Origin of the sequence: Phaeobacter sp. B1627 (assembly GCF_006265095.1) — a bacterium.
Classification (GTDB): Bacteria; Pseudomonadota; Alphaproteobacteria; order Rhodobacterales; family Rhodobacteraceae; genus Epibacterium.
In genome coordinates this window covers 1-4,819 of sequence record NZ_VCNK01000073.1, presented here as the reverse complement: position 1 = coordinate 4,819, position 4,819 = coordinate 1, and the positions used below count along the sequence as shown (strand labels likewise).

The 4,819-nt window shown below is 59.6% G+C and carries 4 protein-coding genes; 3 read left to right on the top strand and 1 reads right to left on the bottom strand.

Annotation, left to right across the window (positions count from 1 at the left end; all coding sequences use genetic code 11):
• Nucleotides 1-456 precede the first annotated feature (456 nt).
• Complete coding sequence (locus tag FGE21_RS19535) at nt 457-1,107, bottom strand: transposase (RefSeq protein ID WP_139665072.1); 651 nt, start codon at nt 1,105-1,107, stop codon at nt 457-459.
• Nucleotides 1,108-1,353: 246 nt separating this feature from the next.
• On the opposite strand from FGE21_RS19535, the gene FGE21_RS19530 reads away from it, so the two are divergent.
• From FGE21_RS19530 to FGE21_RS19520, 3 genes are all read left to right on the top strand, one after another.
• Entirely contained in the window at nt 1,354-2,592 is a 1,239-nt protein-coding gene (locus tag FGE21_RS19530) for an IS256 family transposase (protein WP_139665071.1), read from the top strand.
• 545 nt (nt 2,593-3,137) lie between these two features.
• On the top strand, nt 3,138-4,283 hold the full coding sequence (locus tag FGE21_RS19525) for a metallophosphoesterase (RefSeq protein WP_176695498.1): 1,146 nt from the start codon (nt 3,138-3,140) through the stop codon (nt 4,281-4,283).
• Complete coding sequence (locus FGE21_RS19520) at nt 4,280-4,465, top strand: hypothetical protein (RefSeq protein ID WP_139665069.1); 186 nt, start codon at nt 4,280-4,282, stop codon at nt 4,463-4,465. Before FGE21_RS19525 ends, FGE21_RS19520 begins: the two co-directional genes overlap by 4 nt.
• Nucleotides 4,466-4,819 lie beyond the last annotated feature (354 nt).

The following is a 4,819-nucleotide window of genomic DNA, read 5'->3' as shown; positions in this document are numbered from 1 at the left end:
GCGGGACCACATGCTCTTGCCGAGCCGTGACGAAAGACCCCATTCATGCACAAACTCCACTTCATCCTGAGCAAACAGCCCGACCCGCCCCAACTTTCAGCGCGCGCCCAGGTGGCGCGCGTTTTTCATTTCGCGGAAGCTTAGACTGGCGTTTCCTTCTTTCTGGTCGATTGCGATCGGGCACAGTTGCGGGGCCGGCGAAATCTCACGATTACGCAGGATCGTCAATCAACTACATGATTTTATTGGGTTATCTCAAAAATCAAAGCCTGCTTCAGATTTTCGCAAACTCAGATAGAGGCGGCGTTCGGCGTCCTTCTCGCCAGCTGTCGGGCATCGCTTCCAAGACAGATTAACAATGGAATGCGCATCAGGGAACCGGCCCAACTGACGACGCCGTGGACTGACTGTCTCGATAACTCAACATCGAGATTAGGGCGTCGGGCGCCGATTGCGTCAGGTTGTGATGTGAGCGTCGTACCAGAGCAACTCGTCGGAGCTGCCCGCCAGGACGTCGGCCGGTGCATAGACTGCCGGGCCAACGGAAACACAGCTCCCGAGCAGTCCACCGTCGGGGAGAAGCAGCTCCTTTAGAATCTTCTTCTTGATCGCGTGCGCCGCAGCGTACGAAATCTCGAGGTGATCTTTCAGGTCATGCCCGGTTGGGTAATTTAAATCGGGATGGTGGGCATTGTGCCAAATCAGAAGTTCGGTCGTTCTAAACCACTTCTGTAGATCAACGTGGCTGCGATGAAGAAGGGAATGCGATTGCGCAGTAAACTGAAGGCGGCACGACTTGCAGCGGTAGTTTTTCCGTTTCTCCAAGAAACCGATTTGCCCACTTTCGCATTTCGGACATCTTATCCCGCCAGGCCACCGCGCGACGATCAAGCGCTCTCGGCATGCAGTTTCAGTCGGCCATGCCTCGGCAACCCCTGCCACGGGCAGGCGCAGCAGAAGCTTCATCATGTGTAACCGGCGCTCTTCCAGTGGAGAAAGGTCTGAAGGCATGCCGCGTTGAATATTGGAAACTCCTGTCCGCTCCAACAGGATGGTTGTCCAAGAGCCTGGCGCCTCAACGGTTTCGGCCCTGAGGCGGCCTTGCATGTCCACACAGCTGGACCCAGAACGAGATAACCCAGCATATATGCTCTAGTGGTTTGAAGATCGGCCAATCTGTACCCCTGATGGGTACAACTGGGAATAGTTTCAAACCTGCACACCGAAACGAAGTAACAGCCGGAAAAGTCCCGCATCGGTGACGTCCACGGACGTGGTGTAGCTGGCGGTGGCCATCGGGTTTCCCGGTAGGGTTGGGTTGCGACAACCAACCTGAACCAAGGACGACACCCGATGACCAAACCTATGATGGACCTGCGTGCGCTTGTCGAAAAGAGTGCCGATTCCGACCTGCTGCGTGAGATGATCGGCTTCGCAGCCGAGCGGCTGATGGAACTTGAGGTCGGCGCAAAGACCGGTGCCGATTACGGCGAGAAAAGCAGCGATCGGCTGGCGCAACGGAACGGATACCGCGACCGAGACTGGCAGACCCGTGCGGGCAGCGTCGAGCTGCGCATTCCGCGTCTGCGTACCGGGTCGTACTTCCCGTCTTTCCTCGAGCCACGGCGGTCGGTCGAGAAGGCCCTGACCACAGTCATTCAGGAAGCCTATGCCCATGGCGTGTCGACGCGGTCGATGGACGAGCTGGTGCAGGCGATGGGCGGAACCGGCATCTCGAAGAGCCAGGTCAGCCGGTTGTGCGCGGAAATCGACGACCGTGTCGATGCTTTCCTGACGCGGCCCATTGAGGGCGAATGGCCCTACCTCTGGATCGATGCCACCTACCTGAAGGTGCGCCAAGGCGGTGTTAGGGGCAGCCCTCGGACCAGTGGCGGTCAGCCCCTCACCTTCAGCGTCGCGGTCACGCTCGCGGTGGGCGTCAACACCGACGGCAGGCGCGAAGTGCTGGGCATGGCGATCGGTGCCTCCGAAGCCGAACCCTTCTGGACCGAGTTCCTCCGCGACCTCGTCCGGCGCGGCCTGTCAGGCGTGAAGCTGGTCATTTCCGTCGCCCATGAGGGCATCAAGGCGGCCACCGCCCGCGTCCTTTCCACGACCTGGCAGCGCTGCCGTGTCCATTTCCAGCGCAATGCCTTGGCTCATGCCGGCAAGAGCAGCCGTCGGGTGGTGTCAGCCTTCATCGCCACGGCCTTTGCCCAGCCCGACCACGCGGTGGCCAAGGCCCAATGGCGCCAGGTCGCGGACCAGATGCGCCCGAAGCTGCCCAAGCTTGCCACCTTAATGGACGGGGCCGAGGAGGACGTCCTCGCCTACATTACCTTTCCCCAGCAGCACCGGACGAAACTCCACAGCACGAATCCGATCGAGCGTCTGAACGGCGAGATCAAGCGGCGCACCGACGTGGTCGGGAACTTCCCCAACGAGGCATCCATACGCCGCCTCGTCGGCGCCATCCTGATGGAGCAGACCGAGGAATGGACGGTGCAGCGCGGTCGGTACATGACGCTGGAAACGCTGGCTCCGGTCTGCGATGATGTCGTGGTCAGCCTGCCTGCAGCGCAGCGCGACTGACAAGCTCGGCCCGCCGGTGAGCACGAGGCCCGTCACGAGCTACACCACGCCGCGGGACATCATCCCCGCATCTTCAGGTGGCACCTTGTGAAGGCATGCAGATACAGGCCATGCTACAGCTACACCCAGTAGCTCATCGGTTATTCAATGCAGATTGAACCGCTCATCGGGTGAGAAAAGGTCACAGCTCGCCTTAGCCAGCCGCCTTGCGACGTTGATTGATTCGAAAGATGCGACCCGCTCTCTGGACTGAAGGCGCAGATTCGCCTCGTTGACCGTCCCAAGTTTGCGAAAAACTCCGAAATCTGGCGTTCAGAGCGTTTGCGAATAATATTTTGAAAACCGATTACGGCCCGCAGCTCTTGGCCTCTGGTAGAACCGCGATCCTTGCGAAAAAATGGCGGGCGCGGCGAGGGGCTTGCACACATGACAAGGCTGCGACAGACCTAGCAGAAATGCTGATGGATCAGCCCCTTGGACAGCCCGTCAGGTGTCAATGCCCGCTCTCTCTTGCGGGGGAATGTAGGTCGTTCAGGAGCCCCAAGTTGCCGAGCCCCAACATTATCGAAATCCCGGACAATGGCGGGGCGGTCGCAGTAATGGCCGACCTCCACCTCAAGTCCCATTGCGGGCATGGAAGTAACCCGCTCGAGTTTCATGGCCTGCAAGATCGGCTGCTCTGGGAAAACGTTGATGCCTTGATCGTCGCGGGTGACCTGTCCGACACCTTCGGCCCGTCACTGCAGGACGCGCTCGCATATCTGAGCCGCTATGTTCCCGCCGATCGCATCCACCTCCTCCCCGGAAACCATGACTACTATTCTGGGCGGCTGGACGACGAGAACCGGCTGCGTGACCTGGTTCACGCAAGCGGGAGTTGGTTCGCGCAGAAGACCGAACTCCGCCATCGTAGCGACCGGTATCTCTGCGCCACGCTTTGGACCGACTTCGAGCTACTGGGGGATCAGGAGGCTGCCAAGAACTACGCACGCCGGTTCATGCGCGACTTCGACATGATCTCCACCGAAGCGTCTGGTCATGAGTGGCTTAATCCGGACGAGGTGCTGCCGCGCCGCATTGTCCCGGTTACACCTGAGGACTTAATCGCCGTGCATGGGGAACACCGCGCTTGGCTGGAAGAAAGACTGGCGACCCCACATTTCGTCGGCAATGGCAGGACCTTTGTCGTCACGCACCACGGCCCGCACCCGTCCGCCGCAGGCCCAATCGATGGTCTCACACCAGCCTTCCACTCAGACCTGACCGAAGTCCTCGAGCGGAGCGACATCGACACCTGGTTCTTCGGACATTCGCACCGGCGGCTGTCCTGCACCCTCGCAGGGACACGCATTCAGAATATCTCGATCGGCTATCCGGACGAGGATCACGGCGACGGCGAGGATGACCTGGCGGAGGTCTGCTTCATTGCGGCGGCGCGGGAAAAACAGTGCTCGCATGAGCTCAGGGATCTGCCGGTCGATAGACAGGCACTCGAGCAGGACTTCGAGTACGCGCTTCGGTGCAGTGAAACGGGCGTTCCTGTTCTGGTGGACAAGCTCTCACCCAAGACGCGCGCCTTCCTGCGCAAGGCCTTGAGTGGATGCGCCTGCCCCATCGTACCGGGGGGCGACGCTTACTACGCGACCGATGTCATCGTCGCGCTTGGCCAGCCATGGGTAGGTTCTGAATGATGCCGTTTGATGCAGTCATCTTGATCTCGGGCATGCTGGTCTGCCTTGTTGGCGTTGTTCATGTGGTCATCGGCTACCGGGGGACGACGCGCTCGGCTGAACCTGATCCGGAGCGCGTAAAACGCTTTGTCGAAAGCGCCCCGCCGATCCCCAGCCACCTGCTTTACGCTCGTCAGGATTAATGGCCCGAGCGCAAACCTCGATGCACTCTTTGTATCAGGCTTCATCCTGGGTCGGCGGTGTAATGCCGCCAGATATTGCACTTCCGAAAATGGACTATGGAGAAGACGCACATGGAATATTCACCTGACGACTGGGTGATTCTGAAAGTTTCGTTTGCGACGAGGGACAGAACTTTCACTCAGCTCAGAGTGTTGGGCGGCTGGCGCGGGGGGTATCTCAGTGGGGATGCCTGGCGCATAAATTCCGGCATTCAAGCCATTCATGCGGATGACATCGAATACCGCTTCCTCGGTCAATCAGGTTCCGTCTATCTATGCCATCGCGGCGGATATCGGTAACCGCCCGATTTGGAG

What these genes read in the sequence shown, in the direction of transcription:
- FGE21_RS19530 (WP_139665071.1), top strand. Translation starts at nt 1,354, where the DNA reads ATGACCAAACCTATGATGGACCTGCGTGCGCTTGTCGAAAAGAGTGCC.
- FGE21_RS19535 (WP_139665072.1), bottom strand. Translation starts at nt 1,107, where the DNA reads ATGCAAGGCCGCCTCAGGGCCGAAACCGTTGAGGCGCCAGGCTCTTGG.
- FGE21_RS19520 (WP_139665069.1), top strand. Translation starts at nt 4,280, where the DNA reads ATGATGCCGTTTGATGCAGTCATCTTGATCTCGGGCATGCTGGTCTGC.